Raw genomic sequence first — 14702 nt, 5'->3', positions numbered from 1 at the left:
CGAGGTCCTTCATGTACACCGCCATCGGCTATGCCGCCCAATCGGCCACCACCCCCCTCGCCCCGATGAAATTCGAACGCCGCAGCCCGCGCGCCGACGACGTGGCGATCGAAATTCTCTACTGCGGCGTCTGCCATTCCGACATCCATCAGGCACGCAACGAATGGGGCATCGCCGTTTATCCGCTGATGCCTGGCCATGAGATCGTCGGAAAAGTCACCGCAGTCGGTGCGAATGTCACCCGTCACAAGGTAGGCGATCTGGTTGGCGTCGGCTGCATGGTCGACTCCTGCCGCAGCTGCGAAGCCTGCCAGGCGAACCTCGAGCAATATTGCCTCGAAGGCCCGACCATGACCTACGCCACCCCGGATCGGGTTGATGGCAGCAACACCATGGGCGGTTACTCCGACAGCATCGTGGTCAGCGAACACTTCGTTGTGCGCATCCCCGAGAAACTCGCACTGGCCAGCGCCGCACCGATTCTCTGCGCCGGCATCACCACTTACTCGCCGCTCAAGCACTACGGCGTCAAGGCCGGTGACAAGGTCGGCATTCTTGGCATGGGTGGCCTCGGCCACATGGGCATCAAGTTCGCCAAGGCCATGGGCGCGGAAGTCACGCTGTTCACCCGTTCGGCGAGCAAGGCTGAAGAAGGTCGCCGTCAGGGCGCCGATCACGTCATCGTCTCCACCGATGCCGAGCAGATGAAGGCCGCGGCCGGCTACTTCGACTTCCTGCTCGATACCATTCCGGTGCAACACGATTTGAACCCGTACCTCGACACCCTGCGTTTCGACGGCGTGCACATTCTGGTCGGCCTGATCGAGCCAGTGAACCCGCCCGTGCACGCCGGCAAACTGGTGATGAGCCGTCGCGTACTGGCCGGCTCCCTGATCGGCGGTATCGCCGAAACCCAGGAAGTGCTGGATTTCTGCGCCGAACACAACATCACCTGCGACATCGAAATGCTCGACATCCGCCAGATCAACGAAGCCTACGCGCGGATGATTGCCGGTGACGTCAAGTACCGCTTCGTCATCGACATGGCGACGCTGAAGGCCTAAACCTTAGGGCTATACCTTCAAACCAAGCTCCGCCGACAGCCGGGTTGTGACCCCTTTGAGCAGGGGGATCAACTCGGCCATTTTTTCCAGCGGCATGTACGGCACGGTGCTGGCGATACTGATCGCCGCGACGATGCCCTTGCTCGCATCACGAATTGGCGCCGCCACACAGCGGATCGACGGTTCGTTGTCTTCCAGATCGAACGCGTAGCCACCGGCAACGTATTCGCCCATGCGCTGCTCCAGCTGCTCCCACGATTGCTGCGGATGCTGCGGCCAGAACTGACTTTTGCCACCCGCCGGCAGGCTGATGTCGTACAGCCGCCGCCAATCCTGCGGCGAATCATCGAGCATCAAGGCCTTGCCGATCCCGGTGCGTACCAGCGGCATGCGATGGCCAACCCGTGAGCGCATTTCCGGGCCGTTGCGCCCTGGATTCTTCAGCAGGTACAGCACTTCGTCGCCTTCCCTGATCCCCAAATGCACCGTGTCGCCGGTCAGCGCCGAGAGCTCGTCCAGATACGGCCCGGCCAGGGTCACCAGTGGCAACTCTTCGCGGGCCTGGAAGCCCAGTTCGATCAGTTTCGGCCCGAGCAGATAACCGATTTGCGGCACCACGCGCAGATAACGCTCGTCGACCAGACAGCTGGCCAGACGATGGGTAGTGCTGCGCGTGGTACCGATCAGCCGGGCAATCTCCTTGAGATCACGCGCGCCACTGGCCACCGCCTGCACCACACCGAGGCCGCGCAGCAGCGTCTGGGTGCCGGTGGGCGCGGCGTCCTTGGTTTTTTCCGGGGCGTCTTCCTGCATATCCAGCCTTTTTACCGTTGAGCGAAGGAACGGGCGGCATTATGGTCGCCCGACGCTGAGCACTACAACTCGATACGCTCGACCTTGCCCACCAGCAGCACGTAGGACAAGGCACCGACCAGCGCGAGCACGGCGATGTAGGTGATCGCCGGAGCGAACGAATCGCCACTGGCAAGGAAGCCGATCACAATCGGCGTAGCAATCGCCGACAGGTTGCCGATGAAGTTGAACACGCCACCGGTCAGACCGAGCAAACGCGCCGGCGCCAGCGTCGACACCAGCGACCAGGTGATCGACGCCAGCCCGTTGCCGAAAAATGCCAGGGCGAGGAAGGCAATCACCAGCGGCGTCGACTCGACAAAATTGGCGCCGATGATCGAGGTCGAAATCAGCAGCCCGCCAATGATCGGCAACTTGCGTGCGAAGCCCACGGTGTAGCCGCGCCGGATCAGGAAGTCGGAAAAGAATCCCGAGCACAACACACCGACGAAAGCGGCAAGAAATGGCAGCGATGCAAGCAGGCCGGACTTGATGAAGTCCATGCCGCGGTATTTCACCAGATAGGTCGGGAACCAGGTGAGGAAGAACCACAGCGTCGAGTTCAGACAGAACTGGCCGAGGTAGATACCCCACAACTTGCGTTTGCTGAGGACGATGCCCAGATCGGTCCAGCTGAATTTGGCTTTGACCTTGGCCGCTTCGGCCTGAATATCGACCAGCCCGCCGCCTTCGCGGATCAGGTCGATTTCCGCCTGGTTAGTGCCTTTGAAATCGCGCGGCTCGCGATACACCGCGTACCAGATCAGCGCCCAGAGAATGCCCACCGCGCCGGTGGCGACGAACACCATGTGCCAGCCGAATTCATGTTGCAGCCACGCCAGCACCGGGGTCAGGAAAGCCAGACCGACAAACTGTCCGGAAGTGTAGAAACCGATCGCCGTGGCGCGCTCGCGCTCAGGGAACCAGGTGGTGACCACGCGGCTGTTGATCGGATAGGCCGGCGCCTCCAGCGCACCGACGGCCATGCGCAGCACGAACAGGGCGATGAAGCTGCTGACGAAACCGAGCATCACCGTGGCCAGCGACCACAGCAGCAGCGCGACACTGTAAAGGATGCGCGGCGGCACGCGATCGACCAGCCAGCCGCCGGGGATCTGCATGGCAGCGTAGGTCCAGCCGAACGCGGAGAAGATCAGACCGACGTGAACCGGATCGATGCCCAGCTCACTGGTCAGCGCCGGCGCGGCAATCGACAGGTTGCTGCGGTCCAGGTAGTTGATGACCACGGTGATGAACAGCAACACCATGATGAAAAATCGCTTGCGGCTAGGCGTGACTAAAGACGCCTGCCCGGAGAGGGTATGCGTTTGCATGAGGAGAGCCTCTTTTTATGTTTGTTGAGGTCATGACGCAGATCTCCTCTCCCTGGAGATCAAACTGTGGGAGCGAGCCTGCTCGCGAAAGCGTCGGGTCAGTCACATGGATGGCGGATGTGACATTGCATTCGCGAGCAGGCTCGCTCCCACAGGGATCAGTGCTGAATCAGGAGATCACCACTCGGCAAAGCTGCCATCGGCATGGCGCCAGATCGGGTTGCGCCAGCGGTGGCCGACGGCGGCGCGTTCGATCACGTATTCCTCGTTGATCTCGATGCCCAGCCCCGGGCCGTTCGGAATCTTCACGAAACCTTGGTCGTAGTCGAACACGCGCGGATCCTTCACATAGTCGAGCAAGTCGTTGCTCTCGTTGTAATGGATGCCCAGGCTCTGCTCTTGGATAAACGCGTTGTAACAAGCCGCGTCGAGTTGCAAACAGGCAGCCAGCGCGATCGGTCCCAGCGGGCAATGCAGCGCCAGCGCGACGTCGTAGGCTTCGGCCATGTTGGCGATCTTGCGGGTTTCGGTGATGCCGCCAGCGTGGGAGGCATCCGGCTGGATAATGTCGACGTAGCCTTCGCTCAACACCCGTTTAAAGTCCCAGCGCGAGAACAACCGTTCGCCGAGGGCAATCGGCGTGCTGGTCAGCGGCGCCAGTTCTTTCAGCGCTTCGTAGTTTTCGCTGAGCACCGGCTCTTCGATGAACATCAGCTTGTACGGGTCGAGCTCCTTCATCAGCACCTTGGCCATCGGCTTGTGCACGCGGCCGTGGAAATCGACGCCGATACCGACGTTCGGCCCGACCGCATCACGCACGGCGGCAACGTTGGCCAAGGCGAGGTCGACTTTCTCGAAAGTGTCGAGGAACTGCAGTTCTTCGGTGCCGTTCATTTTTACCGCAGTGAAACCACGGCTCACTGCTTCTTTCGCCGCACGCGCGGTGTCCGCCGGACGGTCGCCGCCGATCCACGAATACACGCGAATCTTGTCGCGCACCTGGCCACCGAGCAGATCGCTGACCGACACGCCGAGGGCCTTGCCCTTGATGTCCCACAACGCCTGATCGATACCGGCCAGCGCGCTCATGTGAATCGCGCCGCCACGGTAGAAGCCACCGCGATAGAGCACGGTCCAGATGTCTTCGATATTGCGTGGGTCTTTGCCGATCAGGTAGTCGGACAATTCTTCCACCGCCGCGGCAACCGTGTGCGCGCGCCCTTCGACCACGGGCTCGCCCCAACCGGTCACGCCCTCGTCGGTTTCGACCTTGAGGAAGCACCAGCGCGGCGGAACGATGAAGGTCGTGAGTTTGGTGATTTTCATCTCTGCTCTCTTTTGTAAATGCAGCTTTTATTAGATGCAGCGCACACAGCGCCAAAAAGTCTTAACTCAGGGCTTTCCAGGCAGCCACGTAGGCCTTGGCATTGACCGCCACCTGCTCGGGCGTCATGCCCGGTTTGAACAGACCGGAACCGAGGCCGAAACCTTTCACACCGGCGTCGATAAAGGCCTGCATGTTGTCCGGCGTAATGCCGCCGACCGGCGCCAGCACCGTGCCGGCTGGCAACACCGCCAGCCAGGCCTTGACGACCGCCGGGTTCATTTGTTCGGCCGGAAACAGCTTGAGAATGTCCGCGCCCTCAGCCAGTGCGGCGAAGGCTTCGGTCGGCGTGGCCACACCCGGCGACAGGAACAGCCCCGCCGCTTTCGCCGCGCGCAATACCTTGGCATCGCTGTGCGGCATGACGATCACTTGGCCGCCAGCCGCTTTGACCTGCTCGACCTGCTCGGGGCTGAGCACCGTGCCGGCACCGATCAGGCAATCGGCGGGCAGCGCATCACGCAGGATGCGGATGCTTTCGTACGGCGATGGGGAATTGAGCGGTACTTCGATGACGCGAAATCCGGCGGAATACAGGACTTCTCCGACAGCCGCCGCTTCCTGCGGTTGCAGGCCACGCAGAATCGCGATCAGACCGTTTTGTGCCAGTGCTTGCTTGAGCATGTCAGGCCTCCAGTCAGGGTTAACGGGATGAGGAATCGATCAGTCCGGCGGCACGCGCCAGTTGCCACAGGCCACGCTCGGTCGCCTGCTCGGCCAGCGTTACCCGAGCAAAGCCGCAGGCATCGAGCGCGCGTTGATAGCGTGCGCACAGAAGCGCATTGCCGATGAGCACGATCGCTGGAAGATTCGCTTGATTGCGCCGGCGCCGCTGCACATTGGCGAGCGCGGCCAGCTCATGGCCGATCATCAGACCGGACAGATAATCCGCCTGAGCGCTCGGGCTCAGTTCACCGGTCAGGCCGAGGGTACGGGCGCTGAACAAGGTCGACAGCACACCTAACTCGGCATCTGTCGACAGCGCGATTTGCACGCCGCGATCGAACGCCTGCGCATCGAAGGTCGCGCTCGGTTGTTGGGTACGGCCGAGAATGCTGTGCTCGCTGAGCACGGCAAACACTTCGCCGGTCATGAACGTGTCGAAATGGGTGATGCGGCCATCGACCACCTCCACCCACTTCGAATGGCTGCCGGGCAGGCCGATCAGCAGGTCGTTACCTGCCTCGGCCGGCAGACTTTGCAGCACGCCGAGGACTTGGGTTTCTTCGCCGCGCATTACATTCGGCAGACGCGAACGCTGGATCACGCCCGGGACGATATGCACCGGCGTACCGCGCAGACTGACAACGGTTTGTAGGGAATTTCCGAGATGGGCGACGTCCGCCGGCGTCTCGCAGTAAGCCGCTTCGCGCCAGCCCTGCGCACTGCCGACCATGCCGCAAGCGATCACCGGCAGATCCGGCTGCGCATCGAGCCAGTCACCACAGGCCTCGTCGAAGGCCAGTTCAAAACCATCGGCGCATTCACGGCCGTGGATGATTCGCGGGGTCTTGGGCAACTGCATGATCCCGGACGACAGCGCACGCTGCTCCAGCACCACACCGTCCGCCGCGAGTTTGTAAGCACGTAATGAGGTCGTCCCCCAATCGAGCGCGATCAATTGCGCCTGCATCGCTTCACCTGTTTTGTTTTTGGCAGTGAGTGCGACGGACTATAAACCCGGGCGGGCCAAAATCTCAATATATAAATATCAATCCCATATTTTGGGATATAAACAAAAAAAGATCACAGCCTTCGGCAACTCCTACAGAGGTGAACAGGAGCTGCCGACGGCTGCGATCTTTCAGGCGTCAATTTCCTTCAGCAAACTCTCGCAACACCTTGCCATCCATGCGATACCGCACCCATTCCTCCTGCGGTTGTGCGCCGAGAGATTTATAGAATTCGATGGCTGGGGTGTTCCATTCCAGCACGCTCCATTCGAAGCGGCCGCAGTCGTTGGCGCAGGCGATTTTCGCCAGGTGGCGCAGCAGGGTTTTGCCGGCGCCGCCACCGCGTTGTTCGGGGGTGATGTAAAGGTCTTCGAGGTACAGGCAGTTGCTGCCCAGCCAGGTTGAATAACTGAAGAAGAACACCGCGAAGCCGATCGGCAAGCCGTCGCGCAGGCAGATCAGGCCATGGGCGGTGGCGCCTTCGCCGAACAGGCTGCGTTCGATGTCGGCGACGCTGGCGATGACTTCGTGACGGGCCTTTTCGAAATCTGCCAGTTCGGTGATGAAGGCGAGGATTTGCGGCGCATCGCTGGGGGTCGCCGGGCGGATTTCGATCGTCATGGACGGGCCTTGTGTGCAAATTAAAGCGCCATACTAAGGCGCGCAGCGGCGCTCGTCACATGGCAAACATACTGACCTGCCCGATCGGGCGAACGCCGTTGCCCCTGTGGGAGCGAGCCTGCTCGCGAATGCGTCCTTCCAGTCAGCCTCGAGTCAACTGACAGAATGCCTTCGCGAGCAGGCTCGCTCCCACAGTTGATAGCGCACGTTCTGAAAGGATGCTTATGACCGTTAACTGTTTTGCGCCGATGGAAACACTAAAGATCGGCATCGTCTGAACAGCAGACACGCGACCCCGGAGAAGACCGTTCGTCGATCATCAGGCACCAATCCGTCATCAGGGCTGACCAACCCAGTGTAAGGATTCCAATCACTGGAGAAGCCCTATGATCCCGTCAAGGTTGACCGCTTTAGTCTTCAGCGCCCTGCTCTGCCCTGCGGTGTTCGCCGCCTCGTCCACGGCAGCGGGCACTCGCCCTACCGATCCGACCCCGCCACGCGCGCCTGCTATCAACAGTGCCCCCGGAATGAACACCGATGGTTCCGGCGTGCCGCTGATCAATCAGCCACCCGCCACCGGCACCGACCCGCGCACTCAAGGCAGCGATCCAGGCCGTCAGGGCGGCATGAACACGCCCGACTCTCCTGCCACTGCGCCTGACAATGCCGGCCCCGGTGTCGGCTCGAAAACCACCACCGGTGGCTCCGGTTCCGAAGGTGCCGGTCAGTAGTTCGCCGACGCGAGCGCCCTATTCACTCCCATGAAGAGGTAACCATGAACGTCGACAAAGACCTGGAAAAAGAAGTTCTCACCCGCCTGCTGCACGCGCATCCCAACGGCTTGGGCAAGGAGGTGCTGGACAATTACCGGGGCGAGAAAGTCGTGGCCAGCGCCCTCGCCGCCCTGCAGGATCGCGGGCTGATTCACCATGGTCATGTGACCTGCAGCGAAGCCGGTGAGCACTCGCTGAACCTGCCGATCAAGCTCAGTTCAGCCGGCGTTGAAGCGGCGAAGAAACTCGATAGCTGACGCTGGTTGGGGCTGCGGATCTTCGACTTCGAACGGGTGATTCGTCTCGAGTGATTCGCAGCCTTCGGCGTAACGCGGCACATCCTGACGCAAGGAGAAATCCCATGCCTCGTGGAAGCAAAGACAAATACACCAGCGAACAGAAGCGCAAAGCCGAGCACATCGAAGACAGCTACGAGAAAAAGGGCGTGTCGAAAGATGAAGCTGAGGCGCGTGCCTGGGCGACGGTGAACAAGCAATCCGGCGGTGGCGAAAAGTCCGGCGGCTCAGGGCGCAAGAAGCCTGCAAGTGCCAAGTCGGAAGAGCGCAAAGAGTCATCGCGCCGTGCGGTGGCTAGCCGCAAGGGCCATTCGCGCAATAGCGAGACTTCGAAGAATGCGCAGACCGTCGATAGCCTGATGAAGGAAGCCCGGGCGAAGAATATTCCGGGACGCTCTTCGATGCGCAAGCAGGAGCTGATCGAGGCGTTGCGCAAGGCGAGCTAGAACGACGCCCACTGTAGGAGCTGCCGAAGGCTGCGATCTTTTGCTTTTCAAGATCAAAAGATCGCAGCCTTCGGCAGCTCCTACAGAAGATTTGTGTACGACGTAGATCCAATGTGGGAGCGAGCCTGCTCGCGAAGGCTTCGGCTCAATCGCCGCAGTACTGATAGATAAACGCATCCACCTCACCCGCCCCCGGTGAAGTCGCCGGCCCCCAGCGAGTCACCGCCAGCGCCGCCGCTGCATTGGCCCGCCGCGCCGCTTCCGGAACCTCCAACCCCTGCGCCAATCCGGCCACAAACACCCCGGCATGCGCATCACCGGCGCCATTGCTGTCCACTGCATTGACAGCAAACCCCGGCACTTGTCGACGCTCGCCACGCTGTTGAATCCAGCAACCCTGCGGCCCGTCGCGCACCACCATCAGCACATTTTCCGGCAGGAGCTTCGCGAGCCGATCCATTGCCGCGCCAATTTCATCAGCCACAGTAAATCGCAGCGCCTCAACACTGTTGCTGGTCCACACATTGATGCGCGGTAGCAACGCCTGCATCATCGGCGCGTCAGGTGACTCCACCAACGGCCCCGGGTCGAACACCACATTGACCGACGCCGGCAGCGCCAGCGTCCAGTCGAGCAACGCCTGCGCCTTGCCCTCGTGCAGCAGACTGTAACCGCTGAGATAAACGTAATCGCCGGGCTCGGCAGCCACACTGTTCAAATCGTCTTCGGTCACCTCACCTTCAGCGCCGATATAGGAAATGAAACTGCGTTCAGCCGACGCATCGGTCAGCGCCACACACAGACCGGTGTCGCGCTCGGCCGGTTCGCGGATGCCGATGCAGATACCTTCCGCCTGCATCGCTTGGCGCGCCAGGTCACCGAAACGCCCCGTGCCATGGCGACCGAGGTAAACCACCGGCAGACCGTTACGCACCGCAGCGGCCATCACGTTGAAACCGCCGCCCGCTTCGAAACCGGCCGACTGCGCCAGCACATCACCGCCAATCTGCGGCAGTTTATCCACGGCCATGACCAGGTCGATGATGACCTGGCCGGTGTGCAACATCTTAGGCATGAGCATTCTCGGTTTGCGCGGCGCGGCGATCTTTCGCACCGCCAAGTATCAGGTAAATGCCACCGGCGACGACGAAGGTCACGATCCAGCCGAGGCCGTTGTGGCCCAGCCAGGAGTCGGACAGAAAGCCCTTGAACCAGACGTTTTCTGCCGTGGTGCCGATGGTGGTGAAGCTGAAACCAAGGACGATGGCGATCGCCCAGGCACCAAACGCGCGCCACTCAATGCCGCCGCGATACCAGTAGGCGCTGCTCGGACTGACGTCGAGCAGGTCTTTGGGGCTGTAGTAGTGACGGTGAATCAGATCGACCACGAAGATCCCGACCCACGCAGTGATCGGCACTGCCAGCAGGGAAATGAAGGTAATGAACGGGCCGTAGAAACTGTCGGCGATCAGCATGAAGTAGATCGAGCCGACGAAGATCGCGACGATATCCACCACTACCGCGTAGACCCGTTTGACCTTCAGGCCCAGTGTCAGCGTGGTCAGGCCGGCGGAATATACCGACAGGTTGTTCGACAGCAGCAGGCCGCCGAACGCGGTGATCAAGTACGGCACGGCCATCCACGTCGGCAACATGTCCCGGATCGCCACGATCGGGTCAGTCGCCGACGCCAGATCATTGTTGCCCACCGACAACAAGCCGCCGAGGGTGATCAGCAGCACCAGCGGAATCCCTGCGCCGAACGCCGCCGACGCCACCAGGCGCACAGCCTTGACGCTGCGATGCTGATAGCGCGACATGTCAGCGCCAGCGTTGGCCCAGCCGATGCCGGTGCCGGCGGCCATGGTGCCGATGCCGATGATCATTGCGCTCAGCGGTGCTGGCGTGGCGTTGAACACCGCACTCCAGTCGATGGTCGCGCAGAGGAAGCCACCGACGAGGATGTTCAGCGCGCCGAACACGTACGTCGCCCACTTCTGGATCACCAGCAGGGTCGCGTGGCCGAGGCCGGACACTGACAAGGTCAGCAGGACGAAGATGGCGATAAAGATCAGCGTCAGGACCGGCGCACTTTTCGCCTCGACCGGCGAGCCGAACAGGATCGAACACAGCGACAGCAGGACAAACGCCGCAGTGGTGGTATTGACGGTTTCCCAACCCAGACGCGACATCAGCGAAACCAGCGTCGGGCCAATGTTGCCGCGTACGCCGAAGATTGCCCGCGACAGCGTCAGACTCGGCGCGCGGCCACGACGCCCGGCAATCGAAATGATCCCGACCACGGCAAACGAACCGGCGGCGCCGAGGATGGCGACGATGATCGCCTGCCAGATCGCCAGCCCGCGAAACGCCACCAGCGTAGCGCCCAGCGGCAGGCCGAGGATGGAAATATTCGCGGCGAACCAGACCCAGAACAGCTGCAACGGATGACCGTTGCACTCGGCTTCCGGCACCGGCTCGATGCCCCGGGTTTCCAGCTGCCCGACGCTTTGCCCGGCGGTTGATGAACTCATGAAGATGCTCCTGTTTGCCTTTTTTGTGGTTGTGGCAATGATGCAAAACGACAAGACAACCGGCCTTCCGAGGCCTGTCTGTGCGATCCATTGCTGTGTGAATTCTTTAGAAATGCGCCGCCCCTTTCGCGAGCAGGCTCGCTCCCACAAGCAAATGCATTCCAATTGTGGGAGCGAGCCTGCTCGCGAAGAGGCCAGCCAGTCAACGCAAGGCCAACAACCCCTGCACTAACGGTTCCAGCTCAAGTTGATTAACGACTTTCACCGTTTCGATCATCGGCTGCGGCCAGCACTCAAGACCCAGGCAAGCGCCGAGCATGGCGCCGAGAATCGCCGCGATGGTATCCGTGTCGCCGCCGAGACTGGCGGCCATGCACAGCGCTTCGAATGCCGTCATCTCGCCGATGGCCACTTGCTGGGCCAGGGCGAATGAGACCACCACCGACTCCTGCGACGCCACCGATGTACCGATCACGTCGTAGAGCAGATCGGCGAGCAGTGCTTTGTCACTGTCGACGCTGATACTGCGCGCCCAACTGATGCGCGAGGCCATGCGCCCACCGGCGACCCAATGCCCGTGGGCTTCGGCTTGCTGGGCAATCTGCTGGCCAAGATTCAGCGCCTCGCCCAGATCGACGCCGTTGATCCCGGCCGAGACCACCGCCGCCACCGCTGCTGCACTGGAAATCCCCAGCGTGGTGTTATGCGTCACCTGGCAAGCCTGCACGACCGCCGCAATGAAGCGCTGCGGATCGGCCACGTTCGCGGCAATGCCCACCGGGGTGATGCGCATCGCCGCGCCATTGGTGGTGCCGTAGCGCCCGGCTTCTTCCGGGGAATGCCCGGCGAGGATCATTTCAATAGCGCGTTTGGTCGAGGGGCCGAGCAAGTCCTGCGAGCCTTTGGCCTGCATCTCGGCTTCCCATTCGATCAAGCGCTGGGCGAGAACCGCCGGCTCGATACGGCCGTGACCTTCGACCAATAATTCGCCGACCAGGATCGCCTGCTCGGTGTCATCGGTGATCGAGCCTTTGGGCATGTTCGCGGCGATCGGTTGCAAGGGACCTGCGTCCTGCAAATCAGTGATCTGGCCGAAGCGCGCCTTGATCGTTTCACGATCAAGCGACTGCGTCGGCATGCCCAACGCATCACCCAGAGCCAGACCATAGAAAGCGCCAAGCGCACGGTTGAGCGCGGTCATTTCGATTCTCCGAATTGCAGGTGCAGACGAAAGTGCACCGGGTCAAGCAGGCTTTCGACCTGTTCCATGAAACGGTTCTGCCGGTCGTAGGTGGTGCGCAGGGCTTTGAGAAACACCGTGCCGACCGGTCGACCAAGCAGCTCAGCGTCTTCGGCATTCAGCGGCTCGGCGCCGATCCACTGATCGCCGCGCTCACCGATATAGCCGTAGGCGGCCAGGGTGATGGTTAGGGAATTGTCGATCAGGCCGACGCGAGGCAGGCTTTCCAGGCCGCCATTGGCCGGCATCAAGGATCGTTCCAGAGACACCAGCGTACCGTCGGTGGCGCGCCGGCGACGGTCGAGGGTGATGAATTGATCGGTGCCGAAACGCACCAGCAGATCTGGGCGAGTCACCGCCTCGAGGCGCAACACTTCGGTATTGATCAGCGCCCCGCTGTCGGCCAACGCCTGCGCCCAGCCGCTGCGCTGATCCAGCGCGACACCGTCGAAAGTGACGATGGAACCGACACCGCTCTGCGTGGCGATGTAATTACGCCGCTTCAGTTCGGCCAGCGCCTCACGCAAGGTGCCACGGCTGACCTGGAATTCTTGAGCCAACTGATGTTCGCCGGGCAACAGAAAGCCGTCCTCCATGAGGCCGCTTTCGATGCGTCGGACGAGCTCGTCGACCACCCGTTGTTTCTTGTCGAATCGTACCTGTCTAATCATGTACAAATTGATAACCGAAACGGGGCGTGGCGGGCAACAAAAATTTGAGGGAGGTGACCGGTGGAGAGAGCAAAATCAAGAGCCCCTCACCCTAGCCCTCTCCCGGAGGGAGAGGGAACTGATTGGGGAGTGCTCAGGAAATGCGCCGAACTGATGTTGCTTTAGCGAATCCACAATCGACCCGATCTTTCAGGTCGATGTACAACGCAAGACACCTCGGTCGGCCCCCACTCCCTTTGGGAGAGGGAACTGATTGGGGAGTGCTCAGGAAATGCGCCGAAATGATGTTGCTTTAGCGAATCCACAATCGACCCGATATTTCAGGTCGATGTAGACTGATTGGGGAGTGCTCAGGAAATGCGCCGAAATGATGTTGCTTTAGCGAATCCACAATCGACCCGATATTTCAGGTCGATGTAGAACGCAAGACACCTCGGTCGGTCCCCTCTCCCTTTGGGAGAGGGAACTGATTGGGGAGTGCTCAAGAAATGCCCCGAACTGATGTTGCTTTAGCGAATCCACAATCGACCCGATCTTTCAGGTCGATGTAGAACGCAAGACACCTCGGTCGGCCCCCACTCCCTTTGGGAGAGGGAACTGATTGGGGAGTGCTCAGGAAATGCGCCGAAATGATGTTGCTTTAGCGAATCCACAATCGACCCGATATTTCAGGTCGATGTAGACTGATTGGGGAGTGCTCAGGAAATGCGCCGAAATGATGTTGCTTTAGCGAATCCACAATCGACCCGATATTTCAGGTCGATGTAGAACGCAAGACACCTCGGTCGGCCCCCACTCCCTTTGGGAGAGGGCTGGGGTGAGGGGTAGCTTTTGACGTTACCGTTGTTTCAAGCGGTCAATGACCACGGCCAGCAACAGAATCGAACCACGAATCACATACTGATAAAACGTATCGATGTTCTTCAGGTTCATCGCATTCTCGATGATCGCCAGAATCAACACCCCGGCAATCACGTGGCGAATCATGCCGATGCCGCCACTCAGCGAAACCCCGCCCAATACGCACGCGGAAATCACTGTCAATTCAAAACCCTGACCAATCATTGGCTGCCCGGAAGTCATCCGCGAGGCCAGAATCACACCCGCCAGCGCGCCGATCACACCGTGCACGGCGAAGATGATGATCTTGGTGCGGTCGACGTTGACGCCCGCCAGCAGCGCCGCTTCCTGGTTGCCACCGATGGCCATGGTGTTGCGCCCGTAGGTGGTGTAGTTCAGCAGCCAGCCGAAAAACAGGAAGCAGACAATGGTGATCAGGATCGGCACCGGCACACCGAACAGCTGGCCGTTACCGAAGACGAAGAACGATTCCTGCGACACACCGACCGCTTTGCCGTTGGCAAAGATATAGGCCAGACCGCGAACGATCTGCATGGTCGCCAGCGTCGTGATCAAGGCATTGACGCGCAACTTGGCAATCACGATGCCGTTGATCAGCCCGACGATCAGGCCCATCGCCAACGCCGCGCTGACCCCGAGAAATACACTGTTGGTGTCACGCATTACCACTGCCGCGACCACGCCTGCACAGGCGATCACTGAGCCGACCGAGAGGTCGAAGTGTCCGGATGCCAGGCAATAAAGCATGGTGCACGCGGCGATGCCGGTGGTGGAAATCGCCAGACCCAGGCCACGCATGTTCAGCGGCGAGAGGAAGTTGTCGATCAGCAGTGTGCAGGCGACAAAGATGCCGATCGCCGCCAGCAGCATGACCCAGTCATCGAGGAAGCGCCGCATGTCCAGCGGTTTGCGCTCGGTCGGCAGGGTTTCGTTTTGCGTAGTCATCATAGTCA

Annotated in this window: 15 protein-coding genes; 4 read left to right on the top strand and 11 right to left on the bottom strand. The window is 60.9% G+C overall.

The window, feature by feature from the left end; all coding sequences use genetic code 11:
• Window positions 1-11: 11 nt before the first annotated feature.
• Window positions 12-1064 (top strand): NAD(P)-dependent alcohol dehydrogenase, encoded by a 1053-nt coding sequence (locus ASG55_RS16460; RefSeq protein WP_016770957.1) that lies wholly within the window; start codon window positions 12-14, stop codon window positions 1062-1064.
• 9 nt (window positions 1065-1073) lie between these two features.
• On the opposite strand, the gene ASG55_RS16455 is transcribed toward ASG55_RS16460, so the two are convergent.
• From ASG55_RS16455 to ASG55_RS16430, 6 genes are all read right to left on the bottom strand, one after another.
• Window positions 1074-1877: an IclR family transcriptional regulator gene (locus tag ASG55_RS16455; RefSeq protein ID WP_016770958.1), complete on the bottom strand. Its 804-nt coding sequence runs from the start codon at window positions 1875-1877 to the stop codon at window positions 1074-1076.
• Between the two features lie 62 nt (window positions 1878-1939).
• Window positions 1940-3250: an MFS transporter gene (locus ASG55_RS16450; RefSeq protein ID WP_056788291.1), complete on the bottom strand. Its 1311-nt coding sequence runs from the start codon at window positions 3248-3250 to the stop codon at window positions 1940-1942.
• 177 nt (window positions 3251-3427) lie between these two features.
• Window positions 3428-4576, bottom strand: a complete 1149-nt coding sequence (gene dgoD, locus ASG55_RS16445) for a galactonate dehydratase (RefSeq protein WP_016770960.1) — start codon at window positions 4574-4576, stop codon at window positions 3428-3430.
• Window positions 4577-4637: 61 nt separating this feature from the next.
• Entirely contained in the window at window positions 4638-5258 is a 621-nt protein-coding gene (locus ASG55_RS16440) for a 2-dehydro-3-deoxy-6-phosphogalactonate aldolase (RefSeq protein ID WP_056788288.1), read from the bottom strand.
• A 19-nt stretch (window positions 5259-5277) separates the two neighbouring features.
• Window positions 5278-6267 (bottom strand): 2-dehydro-3-deoxygalactonokinase, encoded by a 990-nt coding sequence (locus ASG55_RS16435; RefSeq protein ID WP_056788285.1) that lies wholly within the window; start codon window positions 6265-6267, stop codon window positions 5278-5280.
• 178 nt (window positions 6268-6445) lie between these two features.
• Entirely contained in the window at window positions 6446-6928 is a 483-nt protein-coding gene (locus ASG55_RS16430; RefSeq protein WP_056788283.1) for a GNAT family N-acetyltransferase, read from the bottom strand.
• A 386-nt stretch (window positions 6929-7314) separates the two neighbouring features.
• Here ASG55_RS16430 and ASG55_RS16425 point away from each other — a divergent pair, with 386 nt between their 5' ends.
• The 3 genes from ASG55_RS16425 to ASG55_RS16415 all read left to right on the top strand — a co-directional run bounded on the left by ASG55_RS16425 (window position 7315) and on the right by ASG55_RS16415 (window position 8443).
• Complete coding sequence (locus tag ASG55_RS16425) at window positions 7315-7659, top strand: hypothetical protein (protein WP_056788280.1); 345 nt, start codon at window positions 7315-7317, stop codon at window positions 7657-7659.
• Between the two features lie 44 nt (window positions 7660-7703).
• Window positions 7704-7958 (top strand): hypothetical protein, encoded by a 255-nt coding sequence (locus ASG55_RS16420; protein WP_041479421.1) that lies wholly within the window; start codon window positions 7704-7706, stop codon window positions 7956-7958.
• A 104-nt stretch (window positions 7959-8062) separates the two neighbouring features.
• A complete protein-coding gene (locus ASG55_RS16415; RefSeq protein WP_041479422.1) occupies window positions 8063-8443 on the top strand; it encodes a Rho termination factor N-terminal domain-containing protein in 381 nt (126 codons plus the stop codon).
• A 145-nt stretch (window positions 8444-8588) separates the two neighbouring features.
• Here ASG55_RS16415 and ASG55_RS16410 read toward each other — a convergent pair whose 3' ends face one another.
• The 5 genes from ASG55_RS16410 to araH form a co-directional block, all read right to left on the bottom strand.
• On the bottom strand, window positions 8589-9518 hold the full coding sequence (locus ASG55_RS16410; RefSeq protein WP_056788279.1) for a PfkB family carbohydrate kinase: 930 nt from the start codon (window positions 9516-9518) through the stop codon (window positions 8589-8591).
• On the bottom strand, window positions 9511-10977 hold the full coding sequence (locus tag ASG55_RS16405) for a purine-cytosine permease family protein (RefSeq protein ID WP_056788276.1): 1467 nt from the start codon (window positions 10975-10977) through the stop codon (window positions 9511-9513). The genes ASG55_RS16410 and ASG55_RS16405 overlap by 8 nt, the downstream gene beginning before the upstream one ends.
• A 202-nt stretch (window positions 10978-11179) precedes the next feature.
• Window positions 11180-12178 carry an ADP-ribosylglycohydrolase family protein gene (locus ASG55_RS16400; RefSeq protein WP_056788274.1) on the bottom strand — a complete coding sequence of 333 codons (999 nt, stop codon included), beginning with the start codon at window positions 12176-12178 and terminating at the stop codon, window positions 11180-11182.
• Window positions 12175-12888 (bottom strand): GntR family transcriptional regulator, encoded by a 714-nt coding sequence (locus ASG55_RS16395; RefSeq protein WP_016770970.1) that lies wholly within the window; start codon window positions 12886-12888, stop codon window positions 12175-12177. Before ASG55_RS16395 ends, ASG55_RS16400 begins: the two co-directional genes overlap by 4 nt.
• Before the next feature lie 837 nt (window positions 12889-13725).
• Window positions 13726-14694, bottom strand: coding sequence for an L-arabinose ABC transporter permease AraH (araH, locus tag ASG55_RS16390; RefSeq protein WP_056788625.1), 969 nt, complete (start codon window positions 14692-14694; stop codon window positions 13726-13728).
• Between the last annotated feature and the right edge of the window lie 8 nt (window positions 14695-14702).

Origin of the sequence: Pseudomonas sp. Leaf434 (assembly GCF_001425545.1) — a bacterium.
Taxonomy (GTDB): Bacteria; Pseudomonadota; Gammaproteobacteria; order Pseudomonadales; family Pseudomonadaceae; genus Aquipseudomonas; species Aquipseudomonas siliginis.
The sequence above is the reverse complement of the archived record's forward strand: the minus strand, read 5'-3'. Positions and strand labels throughout refer to the sequence as shown.

Bases quoted from the DNA above. Each gene is read 5' to 3' on its own strand.
- ASG55_RS16420 (WP_041479421.1), top strand. From the start codon at position 7,704: ATGAACGTCGACAAAGACCTGGAAAAAGAAGTTCTCACCCGCCTGCTG.
- ASG55_RS16440 (WP_056788288.1), bottom strand. From the start codon at position 5,258: ATGCTCAAGCAAGCACTGGCACAAAACGGTCTGATCGCGATTCTGCGT.
- ASG55_RS16415 (WP_041479422.1), top strand. From the start codon at position 8,063: ATGCCTCGTGGAAGCAAAGACAAATACACCAGCGAACAGAAGCGCAAA.
- ASG55_RS16405 (WP_056788276.1), bottom strand. From the start codon at position 10,977: ATGAGTTCATCAACCGCCGGGCAAAGCGTCGGGCAGCTGGAAACCCGG.
- dgoD (WP_016770960.1), bottom strand. From the start codon at position 4,576: ATGAAAATCACCAAACTCACGACCTTCATCGTTCCGCCGCGCTGGTGC.
- araH (WP_056788625.1), bottom strand. From the start codon at position 14,694: ATGACTACGCAAAACGAAACCCTGCCGACCGAGCGCAAACCGCTGGAC.
- ASG55_RS16450 (WP_056788291.1), bottom strand. From the start codon at position 3,250: ATGCAAACGCATACCCTCTCCGGGCAGGCGTCTTTAGTCACGCCTAGC.
- ASG55_RS16455 (WP_016770958.1), bottom strand. From the start codon at position 1,877: ATGCAGGAAGACGCCCCGGAAAAAACCAAGGACGCCGCGCCCACCGGC.
- ASG55_RS16410 (WP_056788279.1), bottom strand. From the start codon at position 9,518: ATGCCTAAGATGTTGCACACCGGCCAGGTCATCATCGACCTGGTCATG.
- ASG55_RS16395 (WP_016770970.1), bottom strand. From the start codon at position 12,888: ATGATTAGACAGGTACGATTCGACAAGAAACAACGGGTGGTCGACGAG.
- ASG55_RS16400 (WP_056788274.1), bottom strand. From the start codon at position 12,178: ATGACCGCGCTCAACCGTGCGCTTGGCGCTTTCTATGGTCTGGCTCTG.
- ASG55_RS16460 (WP_016770957.1), top strand. From the start codon at position 12: ATGTACACCGCCATCGGCTATGCCGCCCAATCGGCCACCACCCCCCTC.
- ASG55_RS16435 (WP_056788285.1), bottom strand. From the start codon at position 6,267: ATGCAGGCGCAATTGATCGCGCTCGATTGGGGGACGACCTCATTACGT.
- ASG55_RS16425 (WP_056788280.1), top strand. From the start codon at position 7,315: ATGATCCCGTCAAGGTTGACCGCTTTAGTCTTCAGCGCCCTGCTCTGC.
- ASG55_RS16430 (WP_056788283.1), bottom strand. From the start codon at position 6,928: ATGACGATCGAAATCCGCCCGGCGACCCCCAGCGATGCGCCGCAAATC.